Annotated in this window: 15 protein-coding genes, 1 tRNA gene and 1 pseudogene; 13 read left to right on the top strand and 4 right to left on the bottom strand. The window is 59.0% G+C overall.

Features of this window, described 5'->3' with window-relative positions; all coding sequences use genetic code 11:
- The 10 genes and pseudogenes from IGS61_RS26785 to rpoC all read left to right on the top strand — a co-directional run.
- Positions 1-105, top strand: a pseudogene (locus tag IGS61_RS26785) (EF-Tu/IF-2/RF-3 family GTPase); the annotation flags it as partial.
- 66 nt (positions 106-171) lie between these two features.
- A tRNA-Trp gene (locus IGS61_RS26780) sits at positions 172-247 on the top strand.
- Between the two features lie 32 nt (positions 248-279).
- The gene (secE, locus tag IGS61_RS26775; protein WP_010394308.1) at positions 280-663 is read left to right on the top strand and encodes a preprotein translocase subunit SecE; all 384 of its coding nucleotides are present in this window, start codon (positions 280-282) and stop codon (positions 661-663) included.
- Positions 663-1,289 (top strand): transcription termination/antitermination protein NusG, encoded by a 627-nt coding sequence (gene nusG / locus IGS61_RS26770; RefSeq protein WP_034753130.1) that lies wholly within the window; start codon positions 663-665, stop codon positions 1,287-1,289. Before secE ends, nusG begins: the two co-directional genes overlap by 1 nt.
- A 114-nt stretch (positions 1,290-1,403) precedes the next feature.
- Positions 1,404-1,838, top strand: a complete 435-nt coding sequence (gene rplK, locus IGS61_RS26765) for a 50S ribosomal protein L11 (protein WP_034753131.1) — start codon at positions 1,404-1,406, stop codon at positions 1,836-1,838.
- The gene (gene rplA / locus IGS61_RS26760) at positions 1,838-2,533 is read left to right on the top strand and encodes a 50S ribosomal protein L1 (RefSeq protein ID WP_034753134.1); all 696 of its coding nucleotides are present in this window, start codon (positions 1,838-1,840) and stop codon (positions 2,531-2,533) included. Before rplK ends, rplA begins: the two co-directional genes overlap by 1 nt.
- A gap of 320 nt (positions 2,534-2,853) precedes the next feature.
- A complete protein-coding gene (gene rplJ / locus IGS61_RS26755) occupies positions 2,854-3,393 on the top strand; it encodes a 50S ribosomal protein L10 (RefSeq protein ID WP_034753621.1) in 540 nt (179 codons plus the stop codon).
- 67 nt (positions 3,394-3,460) lie between these two features.
- On the top strand, positions 3,461-3,832 hold the full coding sequence (rplL, locus tag IGS61_RS26750; protein ID WP_070223390.1) for a 50S ribosomal protein L7/L12: 372 nt from the start codon (positions 3,461-3,463) through the stop codon (positions 3,830-3,832).
- A gap of 241 nt (positions 3,833-4,073) precedes the next feature.
- Entirely contained in the window at positions 4,074-8,180 is a 4,107-nt protein-coding gene (gene rpoB / locus IGS61_RS26745; RefSeq protein WP_152254465.1) for a DNA-directed RNA polymerase subunit beta, read from the top strand.
- Between the two features lie 109 nt (positions 8,181-8,289).
- On the top strand, positions 8,290-12,531 hold the full coding sequence (rpoC, locus tag IGS61_RS26740) for a DNA-directed RNA polymerase subunit beta' (RefSeq protein ID WP_230542354.1): 4,242 nt from the start codon (positions 8,290-8,292) through the stop codon (positions 12,529-12,531).
- Positions 12,532-12,598: 67 nt separating this feature from the next.
- On the opposite strand, the gene IGS61_RS26735 is transcribed toward rpoC, so the two are convergent.
- Positions 12,599-14,044: an FAD-dependent oxidoreductase gene (locus tag IGS61_RS26735; protein ID WP_230542353.1), complete on the bottom strand. Its 1,446-nt coding sequence runs from the start codon at positions 14,042-14,044 to the stop codon at positions 12,599-12,601.
- Between the two features lie 74 nt (positions 14,045-14,118).
- Here IGS61_RS26735 and IGS61_RS26730 point away from each other — a divergent pair, with 74 nt between their 5' ends.
- From IGS61_RS26730 to IGS61_RS26720, 3 genes are all read left to right on the top strand, one after another.
- Positions 14,119-14,769: a TetR/AcrR family transcriptional regulator C-terminal domain-containing protein gene (locus tag IGS61_RS26730; RefSeq protein WP_268994090.1), complete on the top strand. Its 651-nt coding sequence runs from the start codon at positions 14,119-14,121 to the stop codon at positions 14,767-14,769.
- Between the two features lie 203 nt (positions 14,770-14,972).
- Positions 14,973-15,674 (top strand): ArsR family transcriptional regulator, encoded by a 702-nt coding sequence (locus IGS61_RS26725; protein ID WP_230542351.1) that lies wholly within the window; start codon positions 14,973-14,975, stop codon positions 15,672-15,674.
- A gap of 76 nt (positions 15,675-15,750) precedes the next feature.
- On the top strand, positions 15,751-16,590 hold the full coding sequence (locus IGS61_RS26720) for an HDOD domain-containing protein (protein WP_230542357.1): 840 nt from the start codon (positions 15,751-15,753) through the stop codon (positions 16,588-16,590).
- A 70-nt stretch (positions 16,591-16,660) separates the two neighbouring features.
- Here the strand turns inward: IGS61_RS26720 and IGS61_RS26715 are convergent, their stop codons facing one another.
- From IGS61_RS26715 to IGS61_RS26705, 3 genes are all read right to left on the bottom strand, one after another.
- On the bottom strand, positions 16,661-18,481 hold the full coding sequence (locus IGS61_RS26715; RefSeq protein ID WP_230542350.1) for a DUF885 domain-containing protein: 1,821 nt from the start codon (positions 18,479-18,481) through the stop codon (positions 16,661-16,663).
- Between the two features lie 134 nt (positions 18,482-18,615).
- Complete coding sequence (locus IGS61_RS26710; protein WP_230542349.1) at positions 18,616-19,713, bottom strand: M48 family metallopeptidase; 1,098 nt, start codon at positions 19,711-19,713, stop codon at positions 18,616-18,618.
- On the bottom strand, positions 19,710-20,876 hold the full coding sequence (locus IGS61_RS26705) for an HPP family protein (protein WP_230542348.1): 1,167 nt from the start codon (positions 20,874-20,876) through the stop codon (positions 19,710-19,712). Before IGS61_RS26705 ends, IGS61_RS26710 begins: the two co-directional genes overlap by 4 nt.
- Positions 20,877-20,943: the final 67 nt, after the last annotated feature.

Genomic DNA, 20,943 nt, shown 5'->3' with positions numbered 1-20,943 from the left:
GTCAAGCTGATCAACCCGATCGCGATGGAAGAAGGTCTGCGCTTCGCTATCCGCGAAGGCGGCCGTACCGTCGGCGCCGGCGTGGTTGCAAAAATCATCGCATAAGGAAATGTTATGCTTCCACCCGGGGCGTCCTGGGTGGTAGAATAGCACTCCTCGAAAGTTTTACGTAGGGACGTAGCTCAATTGGCAGAGCGTCGGTCTCCAAAACCGAAGGTTGGGGGTTCGATGCCCTCCGTCCCTGCCACCGTCAAGGTGCAGGGCACCGAAAGTAGAAAAATGTCAAATCAATCCGTGCAAACCGTTAGCACGTCGAGTGACAAGATAAAAGTCGCGCTGGCAATAGTAGCTGCGATTGCAGGAGTAGTCGGGTTTTATTACCTGGCAGGCCAACCAGCTCTGGTGCGTGCAAGCGCGCTTGTGGCTGGTTTGGTTATTGCTGTTGCGCTCTTGTATGTCTCGACGACCGGCCGTGAATTTCTCAATTTCGCCAAAGAAGCTGTGCGCGAAACCAAGAAAGTCGTTTGGCCTACCCGCAAAGAAGCCACGCAGATTACTGCGATCGTGTTTGCCTTTGTGCTGGTCATGGCGATTTTCCTGTGGGGCACGGATAAATTGCTCGAGTTTTTGTTGTATGACGTAATTCTGGGTTGGAAAAAATAATGAGCGAAAATGTGCATGATGAAGCGGCGGACGAGTCCGTTCCGGGCGACGCTCCGGTAGCGGATACTGGTGCAGCGCTGAGCGTGCCAGTGAGCAGCAAGCGCTGGTATGTCGTGCATGCTTATTCCGGCATGGAAAAAAGCGTCATGCGCGCACTGACCGAGCGCATCGAGCGCGCGGGCATGCAAGACCAGTTCGGCCAGATACTGGTGCCGATCGAAGAAGTTGTCGAAGTCAAGAATGGCGTGAAGTCCGTCACCGAACGTCGTTTCTATCCTGGCTATGTGCTGGTTGAAATGGAAATGACGGACGAGAGCTGGCACTTGGTCAAGAACACCAGCAAGGTTACCGGTTTCATCGGTGGCAAGTCGAACAAGCCGACGCCGATCTCCGCGCGCGAAATCGACGGCATCATGAAGCAGATGCAAGAGGGTGTCGAGAAGCCCCGTCCAAAAACCTTGTACGAGGTGGGCGAGCAGGTACGTATCAAGGATGGTCCGTTCACCGATTTCAACGGCAATGTCGAAGAAGTCAATTACGAGAAATCCAAAGTGCGCGTCTCGGTCACCATTTTCGGCCGCGCTACCCCGGTAGAGCTCGAATTCGGCCAGGTCGAAAAAGTTTAAGTTGTATCAGCGCCACCAGGAGCGCCGCAGCGGTCTCAGCGAAATCCGGTCAGAGGAGCCCCGCCAGGGTAGGATCGGCGGGGCGCTACTACTCAATCCAAGATAGGAGCCATCATGGCAAAGAAAATCATTGGTTTTATCAAGCTGCAAGTGCCAGCTGGTAAAGCAAACCCATCCCCACCAATCGGTCCAGCTCTGGGTCAACGTGGTCTGAACATCATGGAATTCTGCAAGGCCTTCAATGCACAGACCCAAGGTCTGGAGCCAGGCATGCCGATTCCAGTCGTGATCACCGCATTTGCGGACAAGTCCTTCACGTTCGTGATGAAGACGCCTCCAGCAACCTACCTGATCAAAAAAGCTGCTGCGATCACCAAAGGTTCGCCGAAGCCACATACCGACAAAGTCGGTACGCTGACCCGCGCACAAGCTGAAGAAATCGCTAAATTGAAAACCCCTGATCTGACCGCTGCCGACATGGATGCTGCTGTACGCACCATCGCTGGTTCCGCTCGTTCGATTGGTATCACGGTGGAAGGTGTTGTATAATGGCTAAGTTATCCAAACGTATCAAGGCTTTGAAAGCCAAAGTCGACCGTACCAAAGTGTACGCTTTCGACAACGCTGTCGCTCTGATCAAAGAGTGCGCAACGGCCAAGTTCAATGAATCGATCGACGTATCGGTACAACTGGGTGTTGATCCTAAGAAATCCGATCAAGTGGTGCGCGGCTCCGTCGTTCTGCCAGCTGGTACCGGCAAAACCGTACGCGTGGCAGTATTCGCGTCGGGCGAAAAAGCGGAAGCTGCCAAAGCAGCTGGCGCCGACATCGTTGGTATGGAAGACCTGGCTGAGCAGATCAAAGCCGGCGACATGCCTTTCGACATCGTTATCGCTTCGCCAGATACCATGCGTATCGTTGGTACCCTGGGTCAGATCCTGGGCCCACGCGGCATGATGCCTAACCCGAAAGTCGGCACTGTTACTCCTGACGTCGCTACCGCCGTGAAAAACGCGAAAGCCGGTCAAGTTCAGTACCGTACCGACAAATCCGGTATCATCCACGCTACCATCGGCCGTAAATCGTTCGCTGACGCAGATCTGAAATCGAATCTGGTCGCACTGATCGACGCACTGAACAAAGCCAAGCCAGCATCGAGCAAAGGCGTGTACCTGCGCAAAGTTTCGCTGTCGTCGACCATGGGCGCTGGCGTCCGTGTTGACCAGGCTAGCCTGGCAGCTTAAGTAACAGAATCAAGTCCTGTAGCGCCTTCGGGCGCTGCGGGCGCATCTTTGGGCTGTCTGCCCGGTGTCCGCACCAGGCAGGCAGACAATCAAAGACCGTTGGGCCGACTGCGATCGCACATGCAGAAGGTTAATAGGCTTGCCGGCAACGGCAAGTGCCCAACGCAGATGGTGTACCCGAACAAGTTTTGTAGTCCTCATGCTGCGTGAATCCATCCGCTCAGTTTAGTACTTCTTGACTTCGGACGCCGTGTTCGAACCGATGCAAGGCGCTCAACCACTCGGTTGTGATTGCCGAACATCATTTAAGGAGGTTGACCGTGAGTCTCAATCTGAATGACAAAAAGGCCGTCGTCGCCGAAGTTTCCGCACAAGTAGCAAATGCGCAAACGATCGTCGTGGCCGAATATCGTGGCATCCAGGTTGGTCACTTGACGCAACTGCGTGCTAAAGCGCGTGCCCAAGGCGTGTACCTGCGTGTGTTGAAAAACACTCTGGCTCGTCGCTCCGTTGAAGGTACCGCATTCGCCAGCCTGGCAGATGCCATGACCGGCCCGTTGATCTACTCGATCTCGGCCGATGCCGTTGCAGCAGCTAAAGTCATCGCTGACTTCGCTAAAACCAACGACAAACTGGTCATCAAAGCAGGTAACTACGCAGGCAAGCCGCTGGATACAGCTGCTGTCACCGCGTTGGCGAGCATTCCTAGCCGTGAAGTCCTCATTTCGCAGTTGTTGGGCGTTATGCTGGCTCCGGTTTCGGGCTTTGCACGTGGTCTGGCTGCCCTGGCAGCGAAAAAAGGCGAAGGCGCCGAAGCTCCTGCAGAAGCAGCAGCAGAAGAAGCCCCAGCAGCCGCTTAATTGCGCGCGCTTTTTTCTCTCAGTACCAATCTGATGTAACTAACGTAATAAATTTAGGAGTTTCAAAATGGCAATTAGCAAAGACGATATCCTGGAAGCAGTTAGCGCCATGTCCGTAATGGACCTGAACGACCTGGTTAAAGCATTCGAAGAAAAATTCGGCGTGTCCGCAGCAGCGATGGCTTCGGCCGGTCCTGCAGCAGGCCCAGCAGCAGCTGCTGAAGAGCAAACCGAGTTCAACGTTGTTCTGGACACCTTCGGCGCAAACAAAGTTGGCGTCATTAAAGCAGTTCGCGAAATCACCGGCCTGGGCTTGAAAGAAGCTAAAGACCTGGTCGATGGCGCACCAAAAACTGTAAAAGAAGCAGTGTCGAAAGCTGACGCTGAAGCTGCAGTGAAGAAACTGGTTGAAGCCGGCGCAACCGCTTCGATGAAGTAATATCTGTACTGGCGTCAGTTAGCGCCCGAGTCAAAGTCTGAGGTTTCCCCTCGCAAGGGGGGAAATCCGACTTTGGCTCCTTTGTCGTCTGCATCGTATTTGTCATGTAGTTGTAGCAGTTTTTATTCGATTCAAGCCGGAAAGCAGAGCCTTGAGGTTTCGTCTGTGTCACACGCAGCGGTGCAAACGAACACTTGCAAAACCTGAATTTTCTATCCTTTCTGTCACTCACGGAGTGTCCATGCACTACTCATTTACTGAGAAGAAACGCATTCGCAAATCATTCGCGAAGCGCGCCAACGTTCACCACGTTCCGTTCCTGCTGGCGACCCAGCTCGAGTCTTATCATAGCTTCTTGCAAGAGGACATAGCACCGTCCGGCCGCAAGAATGATGGCCTGCAGTCGGCTTTCACCTCGATTTTCCCTATCGTGTCGCACAATGGTTTTGCGCGTCTCGAATTCTTGTCGTACGTTCTGGGCGATCCTGCCTTTGACGTCAAAGAATGTCAACAACGTGGCCTGACGTTCGCGTCGCCGCTGCGCGCGAAAGTGCGCCTGGTGATCCTGGACAAGGAATCGCCAACCAAGCCCGTCGTCAAAGAGATGAAGGAACAGGAAGTCTACATGGGCGAATTGCCGCTCATGACGACCACCGGTTCGTTCGTCATCAACGGCACGGAGCGGGTTATCGTTTCCCAGTTGCACCGTTCGCCTGGCGTGTTCTTCGAGCACGACCGCGGCAAGACTCACTCGTCCGGCAAGCTGCTGTTCTCCGCGCGTATCATTCCTTACCGCGGTTCGTGGCTGGACTTCGAGTTCGACCCGAAAGACATCCTGTTCTTCCGCGTCGACCGCCGCCGCAAGATGCCCGTGACGATTTTGCTCAAAGCAATCGGCATGTCGCATGAGCAAATCCTGGCAAACTTCTTCGTCTTCGACAATTTCAACCTGCGCTCCGAAGGCGCGGAAATGGAATTCGTCTCCGAGCGTCTGCGCGGCGAAGTGGCGCGTTTCGACATCGTCGACAAGTCGGGCAAGACCCTGGTGCTGAAAGACAAGCGTATCAACGCGAAACACGTGCGTGATATCGAAGCTGCCGGCATCAAGCACATTTCCGTACCGGAAGACTACCTGCTGGGCCGCGTATTGGCGAAGAACATCGTCGATGGCGACACCGGCGAAGTCGTCGCTTCCGCGAACGATGAGCTGACGGAAGATTTGTTGGGCCGCCTGCGCGATGCCAACATCTCCGAAATCCAAACGTTATACACCAACGACCTGGATCAGGGCGCCTACATCTCGCAAACCCTGCGTATCGACGACACCGCCGATCAAATGGCGGCGAAAGTGGCGATCTACCGCATGATGCGTCCAGGCGAGCCGCCAACGGAAGACTCCGTTGAAGCGCTGTTCAATGGCCTGTTCTACAACTCGGATCGCTACGACCTGTCGGCCGTGGGCCGCATGAAGTTCAACCGCCGCATTGGCCGCGATGAACTGACCGGCGCCATGACCCTGTCGAACGAAGACGTGCTGGCCGTGATCAAGATCCTGGTGGAACTGCGCAATGGCCGCGGCGAAGTCGACGATATCGATCACCTGGGTAACCGTCGCGTACGTTGCGTGGGCGAACTGGCCGAGAATCAATTCCGCGCCGGCCTGGTGCGTGTTGAGCGCGCCGTCAAGGAACGCCTCGGCCAAGCAGAAGCGGACAACCTGATGCCGCACGACCTGATCAACTCGAAGCCGATTTCGGCCGCGATTCGCGAGTTCTTCGGTTCGTCCCAGCTGTCGCAGTTTATGGACCAAACCAATCCTCTGTCGGAAATTACCCACAAGCGTCGCGTATCGGCTCTGGGACCCGGCGGTCTGACACGCGAACGCGCCGGCTTTGAAGTGCGCGACGTGCATCCGACCCACTACGGCCGCGTCTGCCCGATCGAGACACCGGAAGGTCCGAACATTGGTCTGATCAACTCGCTGGCTCTGTACGCCCGCCTGAATGAATACGGCTTCCTGGAAACCCCGTACCGCAAGGTCGAAGGCTCCAAGATTACCGATCAGATCGACTACCTGTCCGCCATCGAAGAAGGCCGCTACATCATCGCCCAGGCGAATGCGACCATCAACGACGAAGGCATGCTGTCCGATGAACTGGTCTCGGCCCGTGAAGCCGGCGAAACCATCCTGGTATCCCCAGAGCGCATCCAGTACATGGACGTGGCGCCGGGCCAGATCGTTTCCGTCGCTGCCTCGCTGATTCCGTTCCTCGAACACGATGATGCGAACCGTGCATTGATGGGCGCCAACATGCAACGTCAGGCTGTGCCTTGCTTGCGTCCGGAAAAAGCGCTGGTCGGTACCGGTATCGAACGCACCGTTGCGGTCGACTCGGGCACCACCGTGCAAGCCCTGCGTGGCGGTATCGTCGATTACATCGATGCGGGCCGTGTCGTGATTCGCGTCAACGATGACGAAGCGCAAGCTGGTGAAGTGGGCGTCGACATCTACAACCTGATCAAGTACACCCGTTCGAACCAGAACACCAACATCAACCAGCGTCCTATCGTGCAAGTGGGCGACCGTGTTGCCAAGCGCGACGTGATCGCCGACGGCGCATCGACCGACCTGGGTGAATTGGCGCTGGGCCAGAACATGACCGTGGCCTTCATGCCATGGAATGGTCTGAACTTCGAAGATTCGATCCTGATCTCGGAAAACGTCGTCAAGGACGACCGCTACACCTCGATTCACATCGAAGAGTTGTCGGTGGTGGCCCGTGACACGAAACTGGGCGCGGAAGAAATTACGCGCGACATCTCGAACCTGGCTGAAAATCAGCTGGCACGTCTGGATGAGTCCGGTATCGTCTACATCGGCGCGGAAGTGCAAGCGGGCGACACCCTGGTCGGTAAAGTGACGCCAAAAGGCGAAACCCAGCTGACCCCGGAAGAGAAGCTGCTGCGCGCGATCTTCGGCGAAAAAGCGTCGGACGTGAAAGACACCTCGCTGCGCGTGCCTTCGGGCATGATCGGTACCGTGATCGACGTGCAAGTCTTCACCCGTGAAGGCATCGTGCGCGACAAGCGTGCCCAGCAAATTATCGATGACGAACTGAAGCGCTTCCGTCTGGACTTGAATGACCAGATGCGTATCGTGGAAGGCGATGCCTTCCAGCGTCTGGAAAAAATGCTGATCGGCAAAGTCGTCAACGGCGGCCCGAAAAAGCTGGCCAAAGGCGCCAAGATCACCAAGGAATACCTGGCCGATCTGGACAAATACCACTGGTTCGACATCCGCCCTGCGGACGACGATGCCGCGGTAGCGCTGGAAGCGATCAAGGAATCGATCAACGAGAAGCGTCACCAGTTCGACTTGGCCTTCGAAGAGAAGCGCAAGAAACTGACGCAAGGCGATGAGCTGCAACCAGGCGTGCAAAAAATGGTCAAGGTGTACCTGGCCGTGAAACGCCGCCTGCAGTCGGGCGACAAGATGGCAGGTCGCCACGGTAACAAGGGTGTGGTTTCCCGTATTGTTCCTGTGGAAGACATGCCATACATGGCCGACGGCACGCCAGCCGACGTTGTGCTGAACCCGCTGGGCGTTCCTTCGCGGATGAACGTTGGTCAGATTCTCGAGACGCACTTGGGCTGGGCTGCCAAGGGTCTGGGTATCCGCATCGGCGAAATGTTGAAGGCGCAAACCAAGGTCGAACAAGTGCGCAAGTACCTGACGACGATCTACAACGACAACGGCCGCGCGGAAGAGCTGGACAACTTCGACGACGAAGAAATCATGAAGCTGGCGGAAAACCTGAAAAAAGGTGTTCCGTTCGCCACGCCAGTGTTCGATGGCGCGAATGAAGAAGAGATCCGCCGCATGCTGGACCTGGCGTATCCGGACGACATCGCCAAGAACCTGGGCATGACCGCGTCGAAAAACCAGGTGACCATGTATGACGGTCGCACCGGTGAAGCGTTCGAGCGCAAGGTTACTGTCGGCGTCATGCACATGCTGAAACTGCATCACTTGGTCGATGACAAGATGCATGCGCGTTCGACCGGTCCTTACTCGCTGGTGACGCAACAGCCGCTGGGTGGTAAAGCCCAGTTCGGTGGTCAGCGTTTCGGTGAGATGGAAGTCTGGGCACTGGAAGCGTATGGCGCGTCGTATGTCTTGCAAGAGATGTTGACCGTCAAGTCCGATGACGTGAATGGCCGTACCAAAGTGTACGAGAACCTCGTCAAGGGCGACCACGTGATCGACGCCGGCATGCCGGAATCGTTCAACGTGCTGGTCAAGGAAATCCGTTCGCTGGGTATCGATATCGACCTCGAACGCAACTAAACGACAGCACCCTGTCATTTGGTTTGGGAAACACAAAGCCCGGCTGGGAAACCACGCCGGGCAATGTAGTCTCAGGAATATAGAAATTTAATCACCTCTGGAGTGATACATGAAAGCACTGCTCGATCTATTCAAGCAAGTACAGACCAACGAGACCTTCGATGCAATCAAGATCGGTCTCGCTTCGCCTGAGAAAATCCGTTCGTGGTCCTACGGCGAAGTCAAGAAGCCGGAAACCATCAACTACCGTACCTTCAAGCCTGAGCGCGACGGCCTGTTCTGCGCCAAGATCTTTGGCCCGATCAAGGATTACGAATGCCTGTGCGGCAAGTACAAGCGCCTGAAACACCGCGGCGTGATCTGCGAAAAGTGCGGCGTCGAAGTCACCTTGGCCAAGGTGCGCCGCGAGCGCATGGGCCACATCGAACTGGCTTCGCCTACCGCGCACATCTGGTTCCTGAAGTCGCTGCCGTCGCGTCTGGGCATGGTCCTGGACATGACCCTGCGGGACATCGAACGCGTGCTGTACTTTGAAGCATACGTCGTGACCGATCCAGGCATGACCCCGCTGAAGAAGTGCCAGATCATGTCGGAAGACGACTACGCCGCCAAGTACGAAGAGTACGGCGACGACTTTACCGCCTTCATGGGCGCCGAAGGTATCCGTGAACTGCTGCGCTCGATCGACATCCACCGCGATGCCGAAACCCTGCGCGTGGAACTGAAGGAATCGAAATCCGAAGCCAAGATCAAGAAATACGCCAAACGCCTTAAGGTGTTAGAGGCGTTCCAACGTTCGGGCATCAAGCCTGACTGGATGATCATGGAAGTGCTGCCGGTGCTGCCGCCGGAACTGCGTCCGCTGGTACCGCTGGACGGTGGCCGTTTCGCGACCTCGGATCTGAACGATCTGTATCGCCGCGTCATCAACCGTAACAACCGTCTGAAACGCCTGATGGAGCTGCGCGCTCCAGAGATCATCACGCGCAACGAAAAGCGCATGCTGCAAGAAGCGGTCGATTCGCTGCTGGACAACGGCCGTCGCGGCAAAGCGATGACCGGCGCCAACAAGCGTCCGTTGAAGTCCTTGGCAGAGATGATCAAGGGCAAGGGCGGCCGTTTCCGTCAAAACTTGCTGGGCAAACGCGTCGATTACTCCGGTCGTTCGGTCATCGTCGTGGGCCCGCAATTGAAACTGCATCAGTGCGGCTTGCCGAAACTGATGGCGCTGGAACTGTTCAAGCCATTCATTTTCAATAAACTGGAACTGATGGGTCTGGCAACCACGATCAAGGCAGCGAAAAAGCTGGTCGAGATCCAGGAACCGGTCGTATGGGACATCCTGGAAGACGTGATCCGTGAACATCCGATCATGTTGAACCGCGCACCTACGCTGCACCGCCTGGGTATCCAGGCATTCGAGCCAGTCCTGATTGAAGGCAAGGCCATCCAGCTGCACCCGCTCGTCTGCGCCGCATTCAACGCCGACTTTGACGGTGACCAAATGGCGGTTCACGTTCCTCTGTCGATCGAAGCGCAGATGGAAGCACGCACCCTGATGCTGGCATCGAACAACATCCTGTTCCCATCGAACGGCGAACCATCGATCGTTCCTTCCCAGGATATCGTGCTGGGTCTTTACTACGCGACCCGCGAAGCGATCAATGCGAAGAACGAAGGGATGATGTTCCCTGACGTGTCGGAAGTGATCCGCGCCTACGACAACAAGGAAGTCGAACTGACGACCCGCGTCACCGTGCGTATTACCGAATACCCGAAAAACGCCGAAACGGGCGAATTCGAAAAAACGGTCACGCGTTACGAAACGACGATCGGTCGTGCGATCCTGTCGGAAATTCTGCCAAAAGGCCTGCCGTTCTCGGTCCTGAACCGCGCGCTGAAAAAGAAAGAAATTTCCAAGCTGATCAACACGTCGTTCCGCAAGTGCGGCCTGCGCGCCACCGTGGTGTTCGCAGACAAACTGATGCAATCGGGTTTCCGCCTGGCGACACGCGCCGGTATCTCGATCTGTGTCGACGACATGCTGGTACCGCCGCAAAAAGTCACCCTGATCGCGACGGCCGAATCGGAAGTCAAGCAGATCGAACAGCAATACGCCTCGGGTCTCGTGACCGCCGGCGAGCGTTACAACAAGGTCGTCGATATCTGGGGCAAGACCTCGGATGAAGTCGGCAAGGCCATGATGGACCAGCTGAAAGTCGAAGACGTAGTGCGCCGCGACGGCACCCAGTCGACGCAAGAATCGTTCAACGCCATTTACATGATGGCCGACTCCGGCGCGCGCGGTTCCGCAGCCCAGATTCGCCAGTTGGCCGGTATGCGTGGTCTGATGGCGAAACCGGATGGTTCGATTATCGAAACGCCGATTACCGCGAACTTCCGCGAAGGTCTGAACGTGTTGCAGTACTTCATTTCGACCCACGGTGCGCGTAAAGGTCTGGCCGATACGGCGCTGAAAACGGCGAACTCCGGTTACCTGACGCGTCGTCTGGTCGACGTGACGCAAGACTTGGTGGTGATCGAGGACGATTGCGGCACCATGAACGGTACCGTCATGAAGGCCCTGGTCGAAGGTGGTGAAGTCATCGAACCGTTGCGCGACCGTATCCTCGGCCGCGTCGTGGTGCATGACGTCGTCAACCCTGAAACCCAGGAAACCCTGTATGACGCCGGCACCCTGATGGATGAAGACATGGTCGAAGAGATCGAGCGTCTGTCCATCGATGAAGTCAAGGTCCGCACGCCACTGACTTGCGACACGCGCTTCGGCCTGTGCGCCAAGTGCTATGGCCGCGACCTGGGCCGCGGCATGCTGGTCAACGCCGGCGAAGCCGTCGGTGTGGTGGCAGCGCAGTCGATTGGTGAACCGGGTACCCAGCTGACCATGCGTACGTTCCACATTGGTGGTGCGGCATCGCGTGCGGCAGTGGCATCGTCGGTGGAAGCCAAGTCGAACGGTACCATCCGCTTCACGGCAACCATGCGTTACGTGACGAACGGCAAGGGCGCGCAAATCGTCATTTCCCGTTCCGGCGAAGTGCTGATCACCGACGACCATGGCCGTGAGCGTGAGCGTCATAAAGTACCGTACGGCGCGACCCTGATCGTCAAGGACGGCATGGTCATCAAGGCTGGTACGGCCCTGGCAACGTGGGATCCGCTGACCCGTCCGATCATTACCGAATACGCCGGTCAAGTGCGTTTCGAGAACGTCGAAGAAGGCGTCACCGTGGCCCGTCAGGTCGACGAAGTGACCGGTCTGTCCACCCTGGTGGCGATCGATGCGAAACGTCGCGGTTCGCTGACCAAGACCCTGCGTCCGCAAGTCAAGCTGATCAACGACGCGAACGAAGAAGTCAAGATCGCCGGCACCGAACACTCGGTGGCGATCGGCTTCCAGGTCGGCGCGTTGATCATGGTCAAGGACGGTCAACAGGTATCGGTTGGTGAAGTGCTGGCACGTATCCCGACCGAATCGCAAAAAACGCGCGATATTACCGGTGGTCTGCCACGCGTTGCTGAACTGTTCGAGGCGCGCTCGCCGAAAGATGCCGGTATGCTGGCGGAAGTCACGGGTACGGTTGCGTTCGGTAAAGAAACCAAGGGCAAGCAACGTCTGGAAATCACGGACATGGACGGCAACAAGCATGAGTTCTTGATCACCAAGGACAAACAAGTGCTGGTGCATGACGGCCAGGTCGTGAACAAGGGCGAGATGATCGTGGACGGCCCGGCCGATCCGCAAGACATCCTGCGCCTGCTGGGTATCGAAGCGCTGGCACGTTACATCGTCGACGAAGTGCAGGACGTGTACCGTCTGCAAGGCGTGAAGATCAATGACAAGCACATCGAAGTCATCGTGCGCCAGATGCTGCGCCGCGTGCAGATCGTCAATGCCGGCGACACCAACTACATCGTTGGCGAGCAGGTAGAGCGTTCGGAACTGCTGGACGAGAACGATCGCGTAACGTCGGAGAACAAGATTCCTGCGACCTACGAGAACGTCTTGCTGGGTATTACCAAGGCATCGCTGTCGACCGATTCGTTCATCTCGGCCGCATCGTTCCAGGAAACCACCCGCGTGCTGACCGAAGCGGCGATCATGGGCAAGCGCGATGGTCTGCGCGGCCTGAAAGAGAACGTCATCGTCGGCCGCCTGATTCCTGGCGGTACGGGCCTGGCCTTCCACCGCGCACGCAAAGAGAAAGAAGCGTGGGAAGTGGAAGAGCGTCAAGCACTGCTGCTGGCCGAGAAAGCCTCGATGGCCGGCGAAGCTGCCGAAGCGCTGCAGGATATCGAGACCCAGCAACACCACGGCGACGAAGCGTAATCTACGCTGCCAGCTGACAAAAACGGCACCTTCGGGTGCCGTTTTTTTTTGTCTTGAGATAAGTCAATCAGACCGCGTGGTCCGCGTAGCCGTCGGGCCGGATCAGCAGGCTTTTGATGCCGGCCAGTTGCGGGCAGCCGGGTTTGATCGTCAACGAAGTAAGCCAGGCCACATCGAAACGATACGGCTGTGCCGCGTGGGCGACATCGCCAACGGCCAGCTGCAGCCATTTTCCTGCGTGCAGCAGTTCATGGATACCGACGGCCGTGCCGTCGGCCAGGCGCAGCAGCCAGTCGGGCACGCGCTGGCCGCTCCAGTCTGCGTTGCCGGTGCTGGCGTCAGAGGCCAGCGGGACGGGATAGCGCACGCCAAAGCCGGACAACTCGCTGGCCAGCGAACGGTTCACGTCCGGCTGCGCCAGCATGTCGCTGATGCTGGCGCGCAGGGCCAGGGTGCGTTCGTCAAAACGCGTCAGCATGGCTGTTTGCGCGAGCGTATTGTGCTGCAAGGACACGCCAACGGGATGGCGCTCCGCATGGTAGCTGTCGAGCAGGCTGTCCGGTGCATAGCCCTTGAGCACGCCTGCCAGCTTCCAGCCCAGGTTCATCGCGTCCTGCATACCCACGTTCATGCCCTGGCCACCAGCCGGCATGTGGATGTGGGCGGCATCGCCGGCCAGGAAGACGCGGCCCTGGCGGTAGCGCCGCGCCAGCCGTGTTTCGTCGCTGAAGCGCGACAACCAACTGGCGTCATGCAGGCCGAAATCGTAGTCCGCGATGGCCGTGCTGGCCTGCGACAATTCCTCCATGGTGGCCGTTTCCGCTGCCACGGCTTGGGGGTGGCGCGCATTCATGGTGATGACGCGGTGGCGGCCATGCCCCAGCGGCACGATCATCAGGCTGCCCGCTGCGTTCGTCAGAGACAGCATGGGTGAGGCGGGCGGATGACGCAGCTGTACATCGCCCATGAGCATGCTGCAGCTGGCCGCGACGCCGTCGAAGGCGATGCCCGCCTGCTGGCGCACGAGGCTGCGACCGCCATCGGCGCCGACCAGGTAACGGGCACGCAGGCAAAACGGTGCGCCGTCGAGCGTGCCGGCCACCGTGACGCCATCAGCATCCTGCTGTGTCTGCTCAACGAGCGCGCCGCGAACAATCGCCACGCCATCTTCCAGCAATTGCTCTTCCAGCAGGCGCTCCGTCGTGCTTTGTGGCAGGAACAAGGTGTAGGGATGGGGCGTGTCGAAGCCGGAAAAGTCGAGCCGGGTATCGAGGCCCGCATAATGGCCGCTGGAAAAGGACGTGCCCAGCGCGACAAAGCGCCGGTCCAGACCCCGCAAGCCCAGCATTTCCAAGGTGCGTCCATGGATGGTCAGCGCGCGCGAATGCGCGCTGCGTTGCGGCCGCCGCTCCAGGACGGCCACGCGGATGCCGGCCAGGCGCAATTCGCAGGCCAGGGTCAGGCCGACGGGGCCGGCTCCCACGATGATGACTTCGATATCGCTATTGTGCATGTCACTCTCAATCTAACGTTGTTAGTCTGTGTAAAATGGTAAACTAACGGCGTTAGAGTTTCAAGGAAAAAGAAATGAAAATTCAACGCGACGCCGTGGTGGCCAGGGCGCTCGAGCTGCTGGACGAAGTGGGTATCGAGGGCTTGACCATGCGTCGCCTGGCCGACGCGATGAGCATCAAGGCCGCTTCGTTGTACTGGCATTTTGCGAACAAGCAGGCTTTGCTCGATGGCATGGCCGACGTGCTGATCGAAGACGTGGCAAGGAACGTCGATGGGGATGCTGGCTGGGAATCGCGGCTGCGCCAGGTGGCGGCGCAAATGCGCGCGGCTTTATCCGCCCGCCGCGATGGCGTGCGCGTCTTTGGCGGCACCTATGTGATATCGGAAAACGTGTTTCGCGTCGCCGAAGCTTTAATCGGCCCCATGCGTGCAGCTGGGGCATCGGAGAAACTGGCCAGCTGGAGCGCATTTACGCTGCTATATTATGTGCTCGGTTTTGTCATGGAAGCGCAAGGCACGGGACCGGGAAGCGCTGCCATGAATGCCTTATCGAACCGGCGTGCCGATTTCGCCGCCATGGCGGCCGACCGTTATCCACACGTGCTCGCTTCTATGGATGCCATTTTTAATGCGGAAATCGACGATCGTTTTAATGCGGGACTTGATTTGATTATGATCGGTTTGCAGGAAAAAATTAAAATGAATCAAGGTATATATAGTTAATCCATCAAACATCTGGATACCGTTATTGTCGAATATATTCAAATACATTCATTCTTTCCCGCGTATTTTACTGTTGCCTTGTCCACCTTGTAGTAAGCACTCACATTGATCTCCCTCATCGGCACCATTGCGAATCGTGCCGTGGCCTGTCCTGCCATACCGGCTACAGCCGGCATGGCCCGCACGGGTCCGCGGCCGCACACGTGTTGCGCAAATACCCGCCATGGACGTACAACGCTAATTATCAGTTTATTCATGCTAAGATCTGGCGCATGATAGCCCAAGCCCTGTTTACTCCCGCCCAGCAGAAACTGCTGGGCTTGCTCTTTGTCCGCGTGAATGAAGGCTTTCACTTGAACGAGATCATGCGCTTGACGGGGCTGGGCAGCGCGTCGGCGCAGCGGGAACTGCGCCGGCTGCATGAGTCCGGCCTGATCACGTCGGAGCGGATCGGCAATGTGCGGCGCTTCTGGCCCAACAAGGAAAGCCTCGTGTATCCGGAATTGAGCGGACTGGTGCAGAAAACCTTTGGCATCGTCGGCGTCCTCAGTGGCACCCTGGCGCCCTTGCGCGCCCAGTTGCACCTGGCATTCGTGTCGGGCGCCACGGCGAAGGGACAGGACCTGCCTGGCAGCGCCATCGATTTGTTGCTGGTGGGCGAAGAAGCCAACTATGGCGACCTGTTAACGGGATTGGCCCCGGCCGAGCGAACCTTAAGGCGTAAAATCAATCCCAATCTCTATACGCTGGCCGATTATCGCCGGCGGTTGCGGGAAGGCCAGCCATTTCTGCTGCAGGTATTACAGCAGCCGAAGTTGTTTGTCATCGGTGATGAATCGCTATTGCATGCGCTGGCATTGCCAGATTCTTCAATGCAGGCGAATGGCATGCCATCTATATTCTAAAGGCCGGGTCTGGCATTCGATTTCAGATACATGAAATTGATGGCTAGAAAAATATCTGAGGCGGATTGATCGTATGATGAATAAACTGCAGGCTTTCGGTTTAATTGTTTCCCAGGCAGTGCGGGGAGAATTAAGCTTCCCCACGAGTGTTAATTCCGCGTTGCAATTGCAATTAGCATTGGCGGAGCCAGACTGCCATATCGACCATGCGATCAAACTGGTACTGGCCGAACCCCTGCTGGCGGCGCGCACCGTGGCCTTGGCCAATTCGGCCGTGTACAGCCGCGGCGATGCGGCGCCCGTGACCAGCGTGCGCGCGGCCGTCATGCGCATGGGTTACCGTAACCTGTACGCGCTGGTGGCGGCCATGGTGGTGCGCCAGTTCGGCAGCAAGATCATCGATCCCATCCTGCGCCAGAAGGCGACGCAGCTGTGGGAGCACACTGCCCACGTGGCGGCGCTGGCGCACGTGCTGGCCCGCCGCGTGACGCACATCGATGCCGATACGGCGCTGTTCGCCGGTATCGTGCATGAGGTGGGTGGTTTTTATCTTTTGTCGCGCGCCGATGAGTTTCCCGGTTTGCTCGATGACGATGCCGATCACTGGATGGAATCGGCCGAGGAAATCATTTCGCGCGAAGTCATGAAGAAGCTGCTGATTCCGCAAGCCGTCAGCGAAGCCATCGAAGGCTTGCGCGATGGCTTGCTGTCCATCCCGCCCGATTCCCTGCTCGATACCTTGTTGTTGGCCAAGCAATTGTCGCCCGTACCGTCGCCGTTGCAGGCGACATACGTGGAAATGCTCACGCCCTCCGATTCCGTCATCGATTTCATTATCGATAACGAGACCTTGCAAAGCATCCTGGCCGAATCGGCTGAGGAAGTGCGGTCGATGAGCGCGGCGCTGCTGGTGTAGCCGGCAACGCCAGCGGCAAAAAAACGGCAGCCCGTTCAGGAGCTGCCGTTTTGTTTTCAGGCGCCGCCGTTTACTTCTGCTGCGCGATCCAGCGATCGACCTTGGCTTCCAGCAGTTTCAGGGGCAGGGTGCCGTCGCCGAGTACCACTTCGTGGAATTTCGGCAAGCTGAACTTGTCGCCCAACGCCTGCTGGGCGCGCTGGCGCAGTTCGACGATTTTCAGCGAGCCGATCTTGTAGCCCAGGGCCTGGCCTGGCCACGCCATGTAGCGTTCCGTTTCGCTTTTCGCCACGGCGTCATAGCCGAGGGTGTCGCGCATGTACTTGATGGTCTGCTCGCGCGTCCAGCCCTTGGTGTGCAAGCCCGTGTCGACCACCAGGCGCACGGCGCGCAGCATCTCGTCGTTCAAATGGCCGAAATACTGGGCCGGATCGTCGAACAGGCCCATTTCCTTGCCCAGCGTTTCCGCATACAGGGCCCAGCCTTCCGTGAAGGCATTGTTGCCGCCGAAACGGCGGAAGTTTGGCAAAGCCATCTCTTGCACCAGCGCCAGGTGGAAATGGTGGCCCGGCTTGCCTTCGTGCAGGAACAGGGTGGTCATGCCCGTATCGCCATACAGTTTCGGATCCGTGACGACGGACCAGAATACGCCAGGGCGCGAACCGTCGGCGGCCGGTGCCGTGTAGTGGTCGGCGGCCGTGTCGCGGCTCAGTTCAGGTTCCAGGCGCAAGTCCAGCGGCGCTTTCGGCACCAGGGTGAACAGGGCGGGCAATTTGCTGTCGAGCAGCACGTTCAGCTTGCGGTAGACGTCGAGCACTTCCTGTTCCGTCTTGAACGGGCGGAATTTCTCCTGCTGCGACACCCACACGGGCAAGCCGGCGGCCGGGCCGTTGTAGCCCATCTTCGGGCCGACGATCGCATATTGTTCCTGGATGCGCGCCACTTCGCGCAAGCCGATGGCATGGATCTGCTCTGGCTTCAAGTCCGTGGTGGTACTGCCGGCCACGCGCGCCTGGTACCAGGCCGCGCCATCAGGCAGGGCGCTCCAGCCGCTGCTCGTGCGGCTGGCCGGCAGGTAATCGCGTTCCATGAAGGTGGCCAGGCGCTGCAGGGCCGGCATCAGCTTAGTTGCGATGATGGCGGTGTAGGTTTGCGTCAGGCGTGCCTTGTCGGCCGCCGAAAAGCCGGCGGGCAAGTTCTTGATGGGCGTGTAATACACGCTGTCCTGCGGCGTGGCGCTGACGAGCTTCTTGAATTGCGGCAGGGCCGATTCCGTCAGCGCCTTCGGCAGCACGATGCCCTTTTGCATGCCGACTTGCATGTTGGCGATGGCCTGGTCTATCCAGCCCGGCAACTGGCTGATACGGCTCAGGTAAGCGTCATACTCCTTGACCGTGGTCAAAGGCTGCGATGCTTCGCCGCCCGCATAATTGGCCAGGGTGACGGGCATGCTGTCCATCTGGTTGAGTGGCAGCAGGTATTCGGGGAAGCGCTCGAAGCTCAGGGCCGTCGCCAGTTCATAGTCGAGGATATCGTAGTTGATCTGGTCCTGGTGCGACAGCTGCGCGCGGGCAATGCTGCGCAGGGTCTTTTGGTGCTGGCGGTACAGCGCAAATTGTTTGGCGCGCGCGGCGGGCACGATAGCTGAACCGATCTGGTCGTCAAAACGGTTGTCGCCGCTCTCGGTGGCGTTGATCGGCTCGAAACGGGCCAGCGCATCGTAGTACTGGTCGGCCAGCACTTGCAGCTGCTGCTTCGCCTTGGGCGCACTGACGGCTGGTGCAGCGGCCGCCTGGGCAGCAGGCTGGGCCGCTTGCGCCATGGGCGCATGGGCGAGCAACAGGGAAATGGCCAGGGTGCCGAGGGTGCCGGCGGCAAAACGATGCTTCATGCGCGATGTCCTTTGTAAGGAGGGAATGAACGGGGGCGTTGCGGGTCGGGGTGGCCGGTCGCGAAGGAGCAGCCGGGGCGTAAGCATACGCCATTGCCCAGCGTGCTTGGATAAATTGTGCGGGAGAAACGTTGCTATTTTTCCGTAGGCGGCAGGGCCGCTTTCATGGCTTGCCAGTGGCTGCTGGTCAAGGGCAGGCAGGCGGGGCAGGGCGTGGCGGCGATCAGGCTGCGGAGCTGTTGCGCGCGTGCCGCCGTTTGCGGGTGCGAGGAAATCCATCCGGGCACCTTGGCCTGCTCCTTGTCATCGAGCTTCTGGAAAAAGCGCAGCATGCCGTCGGGACGGATTTGCGCGCGCTGCAAGGCAAGCAAACCCAGACGATCCGCCTCCTCTTCCATGTCGCGGCTGAAATACAGGGTGCCGGCCTGGTGCGCCAGCATGGCGGCCACGGCGCTGATGTCGCCGATGGTCAGGCCCACCAGGGCGCCCCAGCCCAGGCTGCTGATCATTTGCCGCAGCGAATGACGCTGTTCCACATGCTGCACTTCATGCGCGAGCACGCCCGCCAGTTCGCCCGGATCCCCCGCCTGGCGCAGCAAGCCCGTATGCACGACGATGATGCCGCCCGGCATGGCAAACGCGTTGACCGTGTCATCGTTCTTGACCAGCCAGCGGTACTGGTAGCGCGAACCGGTCGTCAGCTTGCCGCCGATGTCCTGCACCGTCTGCTGCGCCGCACCATTTTCGGCGATGCCGCCTTGCGCGCGCACTTGCGACAGGGCCAGCTCACCTAGCTGCTTCTCTGTCGACAATGGTATCAGTCCCGCCAGCGCACCGATGGCGTTGCCACCTTGCCACCACAGCAGGGCCGCCGCGACGATGGCCGCGCCCGTCAAACCGGCCAGCCAGCCCGACACTTGCCGCCGATTGCGCTGGCGTTCGCCCCACAGGCGCTGCAATTGCGGCTGCAGCGTCGGCGGTGCTTCTTTTAATACGATGGCGATGTCGTCCGCTGTCAGCGGTTTGAGCGAGGCTTGCCGGCCTTGGCCGTCGAGCCAGTTCAGGAACAGTTCCGGTCCATCGACACCGCCCACGCTGACGACCAGCTGGGCTACTTCGACACCGTGGCCGGGCGCGTCGATGGCCAGTTGGCTGCCGAAGAAGTGCGCGCTGACGGGCGTGCCCGCCGGGCCGCCCTCGGGGCCGCTCAGCAGTGCCTGGAAGGGCGTCATGCGGCGGCCTCGGCAAAGCGGCTTTCGTACAGGGCCGCCATCAGGTCGGACTGGCTGATGATGCCGGCCAGGCGCTGTTCATCGTCTAGGACGGGAATGTGGTGATAGCCGGCGTCGGCCATCAGGGGCACGAGGTCGATGATGGGCGTGCCCAGGCGGGCCGTATGCGGCGACGCCGTCATCAGCTGTCCCACCACCTCCGGCTTGTCGCTGTGGGACAGGCCGCTGCGCTGCAGCAAGCCGCGCAGGCGCTGGCGCATGCCCTGATAATCGTCGAGGCCGCCATGGCGCAGGAAATCCGTCTGCGTGATGATGCCGATGACGCGGCGCGCCCGGTTGACAACGGGCAGGGCGCCTACATCGTGCTCGCGCATGGTGCGCCAGGCAACATCGAGCGGCGTGCCGAACTCCACGCTGAGCACATCCTTCGACATGATGTCGGCACAGGTGACGACGCCGAAGCGGCGCTGGTAGGCGCGCATTTCCGTTTGCAGGAAGATCGCCTGCAAATCGTCGCGGCTGATGTCGAGCACTTCGCTGTGCTGGCGCAAGACGGCATCGAGGTCGTCCGGTGAAAAGCCCAGGCGGTTGCTGGGCACGTCATCCCTGGTGGCGTGCGGATGCGGCGCCACCAGTTGCTGGACGTGCGGGTAGCGGCGTCCCGTCAGGTTGTTGTACAGCACGGCGCAAGCGACCAGCACGGCGGAATTGAACAGCACGGTGATGAAGACGAATTCAAAGCCGGCCGCATGCACGCTGGCGCCGCCGACGACGGTGGTGAGCGCCACGGCGCCGCCCGGCGGATGCAGACAGCGCAGGGCAAACATGGCGCCGATGGCCAGGCAGGCGGCCAGCGCCGCCACGCCCACGCTGGATCCGAACCATTTGACGCAGGCCATGCCGACAAGGCCGGAGACGACATTGCCGCCCACCACGGACCACGGTTGCGCCAGCGGGCTGGCCGGCAGGCAGAACAGCAGTACGGCCGAGGCGCCCATGGGCGCGATCAGGTAGACGCTGGCGCTGTCGGGAGCCAGCAGGAAATGGCAGATCAGGCCCGTCAGCAGCAAGCCGCAGATGGCTCCCGCGCAGGCGCGCAATTGTTCGCGGCGGCTACCGTTGTTCGGTTGTGGCAACCAGCGTGCCAGGAAAGAAGTCGTCATGGAGGAGGGCGCGTTCGGGCCGCGTTGCTCAGTGTGAGCCCGACATTATCCCATGCGTTCCATTTCG

Origin of the sequence: Janthinobacterium sp. FW305-129, from assembly GCF_020858115.1 — a bacterium.
In the GTDB taxonomy this organism is placed as follows: domain Bacteria; phylum Pseudomonadota; class Gammaproteobacteria; order Burkholderiales; family Burkholderiaceae_D; genus Janthinobacterium.
This window is presented reverse-complemented; position numbering and strand designations above follow the sequence as displayed.

What these genes read in the sequence shown, in the direction of transcription:
- secE (WP_010394308.1), top strand. Translation starts at nt 280, where the DNA reads ATGTCAAATCAATCCGTGCAAACCGTTAGCACGTCGAGTGACAAGATA.
- nusG (WP_034753130.1), top strand. Translation starts at nt 663, where the DNA reads ATGAGCGAAAATGTGCATGATGAAGCGGCGGACGAGTCCGTTCCGGGC.
- rplK (WP_034753131.1), top strand. Translation starts at nt 1,404, where the DNA reads ATGGCAAAGAAAATCATTGGTTTTATCAAGCTGCAAGTGCCAGCTGGT.
- rplA (WP_034753134.1), top strand. Translation starts at nt 1,838, where the DNA reads ATGGCTAAGTTATCCAAACGTATCAAGGCTTTGAAAGCCAAAGTCGAC.
- rplL (WP_070223390.1), top strand. Translation starts at nt 3,461, where the DNA reads ATGGCAATTAGCAAAGACGATATCCTGGAAGCAGTTAGCGCCATGTCC.
- rpoB (WP_152254465.1), top strand. Translation starts at nt 4,074, where the DNA reads ATGCACTACTCATTTACTGAGAAGAAACGCATTCGCAAATCATTCGCG.
- rpoC (WP_230542354.1), top strand. Translation starts at nt 8,290, where the DNA reads ATGAAAGCACTGCTCGATCTATTCAAGCAAGTACAGACCAACGAGACC.
- IGS61_RS26735 (WP_230542353.1), bottom strand. Translation starts at nt 14,044, where the DNA reads ATGCACAATAGCGATATCGAAGTCATCATCGTGGGAGCCGGCCCCGTC.
- IGS61_RS26730 (WP_268994090.1), top strand. Translation starts at nt 14,119, where the DNA reads ATGAAAATTCAACGCGACGCCGTGGTGGCCAGGGCGCTCGAGCTGCTG.
- IGS61_RS26720 (WP_230542357.1), top strand. Translation starts at nt 15,751, where the DNA reads ATGAATAAACTGCAGGCTTTCGGTTTAATTGTTTCCCAGGCAGTGCGG.
- IGS61_RS26715 (WP_230542350.1), bottom strand. Translation starts at nt 18,481, where the DNA reads ATGAAGCATCGTTTTGCCGCCGGCACCCTCGGCACCCTGGCCATTTCC.
- IGS61_RS26710 (WP_230542349.1), bottom strand. Translation starts at nt 19,713, where the DNA reads ATGACGCCCTTCCAGGCACTGCTGAGCGGCCCCGAGGGCGGCCCGGCG.
- IGS61_RS26705 (WP_230542348.1), bottom strand. Translation starts at nt 20,876, where the DNA reads ATGACGACTTCTTTCCTGGCACGCTGGTTGCCACAACCGAACAACGGT.